At 44.0% G+C, this 2,151-nt stretch carries 4 protein-coding genes; all 4 read left to right on the forward strand.

Annotated elements, in window-relative coordinates:
- On the forward strand, positions 1-378 hold a 378-nt coding region (locus tag FAX86_RS22005), incomplete at its 5' end, for a phage holin family protein (RefSeq protein WP_205859288.1).
- Positions 379-386: 8 nt separating this feature from the next.
- A complete protein-coding gene (locus FAX86_RS22010; protein ID WP_144395655.1) occupies positions 387-788 on the forward strand; it encodes a glycoside hydrolase family protein in 402 nt (133 codons plus the stop codon).
- 349 nt (positions 789-1,137) lie between these two features.
- The gene (gene lysC, locus FAX86_RS22890) at positions 1,138-1,392 is read left to right on the forward strand and encodes an Rz1-like lysis system protein LysC (RefSeq protein WP_425467817.1); all 255 of its coding nucleotides are present in this window, start codon (positions 1,138-1,140) and stop codon (positions 1,390-1,392) included.
- Positions 1,393-1,401: 9 nt separating this feature from the next.
- Complete coding sequence (locus FAX86_RS22020; protein ID WP_144395657.1) at positions 1,402-1,992, forward strand: phage tail protein; 591 nt, start codon at positions 1,402-1,404, stop codon at positions 1,990-1,992.
- Positions 1,993-2,151: the final 159 nt, after the last annotated feature.

A 2,151-nucleotide genomic window follows, 5' to 3' on the forward strand; every position in this document is an offset into this window, starting at 1 on the left:
AAAACCCGTCTTCATGGCGGGTTTTTTTATGCCTGTAAAAAAGTGAACTCAATGCCCGAAAAAGATCCGAATTTATGGTCGGCGATGCAAGACTATGCCTATTTGATCGCGTTTGCCATTTTTGGTGGCGTTACCAAGTTTTGGCGTACTCGCATTTTTAAAGAGGAAACTCTACAGCTCCGTTCATTGAAGTTGTGGCTTGAGTTTGTTGTTGAAATCGCGACGTCTGCTTTTGTCGGTGTAATTGCTTTTTATGCCTGCCAAGCATCCGGTGTGAGTGAGTTATGGATGGCGTGTATTGTGGGTATTGCCGGGCATGAAGGCGCAAGAGCCATTCAATTTATTTATAAACTGTTAGAGAGGAAAGGGTTTCAGTAGTCATGTGGATGAATGAACTCAAAGACGATTTAAAACGTGATGAAGGCTTTCGTGCTTATCCTTATGAATGCACGGCGGGTAAAGTGACCATTGGCTACGGTCGTAATCTAGAGGATGTTGGAATCAGTCAAGACGAAGCTGAGTCATTATTAACGAATGATATGAACAAAGCGATTAATGATTTAAGTCTCTTTAATTGGTTTAATAAATTAAATGATAACCGCAAACGAGCCTTTTCCAATATGGTATTTAATTTAGGTCTGACTCGATTTTTAAAGTTTAAACACATGCTGTCGGCGATTGAACGTGGCGATTTTACGACGGCGGCTTACGAAGCGAGAAATTCACGTTGGTATCGGCAAGTCGGCCGACGAGCCGAGCGAATCGTCAGTTTGATCGAGAAAGGGTAATTTATGTTTCTTCGAAATCTGAAAAGTACGCTTCTCATTGCCGTTATGCTCGGTGGCGCACTTTTGTTATCTCTTTATCGGATCGATACGTTGCATGACACTATCAATAGTGAGAAGAAGCGAGCGGTTCAAGCTGAGCTTCAATCATTTCGATTAGAGCGGTCGCTTGAGCAAGCGACCTTGAATTACGACAAGTACAAACAGCGGTTTGACGAACAAACAAAACGAGTGAATCAATTATCCATTGAAAGGGCTGCTCTTTATGACAATCTACAAGAGAATGAACGTGCTTTGCAATCCGCTTTTACACAGCTACAGCGTAATGATAAAGAAGTTCATGACTGGGCTGATGAGTCTGTGCCTCTTAGGATTATTCGGTTGTACGAGCAAGCCCATAAAGCCGCGCGTGATAACCGTCACCAAAACCGAATTCGTTCCATTAATGATCCCAGCTCCGCTGACTCGGCCAACGCCAATTCCAAAACAAACATTAATAACGAACGGTGATTTGCTGTCGATTAACTTAAGACTGTTGCATGCATTACAGTCGTGTAACAGTGATAAAGCATTAATCAAACAATCAACGCAAGCGTTGAAACAGTAGACGTTAAATATGGAGTTCTCGATTTCGCACGATTTGCATCGATTAACCAAAGATGTTAACCGTCTTCACGGAAAACTAAAACAGGCCGCTGTTCGCGGCATTAATCGAGGGGCGCAGTCGGTAAAAGTGGCGTCATCAAAAGCGATTAAAGAGCGGACGGGTTTAAAAGCCTCAACAATAAAGAAGCGACTAATCATTAAAAGAGCACGCGTTAACGATTTAAGTGCGTCAATCGATGCTTCAACCGGCCGCGTATTTAATTTAATAACATCGCTCCCTCAATCACAAAGACGCCCGGGTTATTTTAATGCTCGAGTGGGTCGCGGCAAACGTCGACGTTATCGAGCGAATGGTGTGAAAGCCAACGCTTGGAATCAACGAGCCGTTTATCCTGGCACTTTTATTGTCAAGACAAAGCGAGGTGTGTTAGTTGCGAAGAGAGCAAGCAAACGAAGAACACCGCTCATCTTTGTCAAAGGGCCGAGTATTCGTGGCTCGTTTCAATCGAACTATGTTCAAGCGGCTATGCGATCAAAAGCAGCTGAAGCTGTCATAAAAAATGTGCGGCACGAAATACAGCGCGCAATCCATCACACTTAACTTTAACGATAAAAAATTTGGGTCCCTCTGACGGGGTAGGCCCTTGCGGGTACCAAGGCGCGCAGCTTTCACATTGTGCGTGCGGTTTCAGACCCATGACAACGACAACAACCCCTATGGTTTTATGGCTGGAAAAAAGGTCTCGCAATCGGAATGTGC

It is taken from the genome of Pleionea sediminis (assembly GCF_007570825.1).
Taxonomy (GTDB): domain Bacteria; phylum Pseudomonadota; class Gammaproteobacteria; order Enterobacterales; family Kangiellaceae; genus Pleionea; species Pleionea sediminis.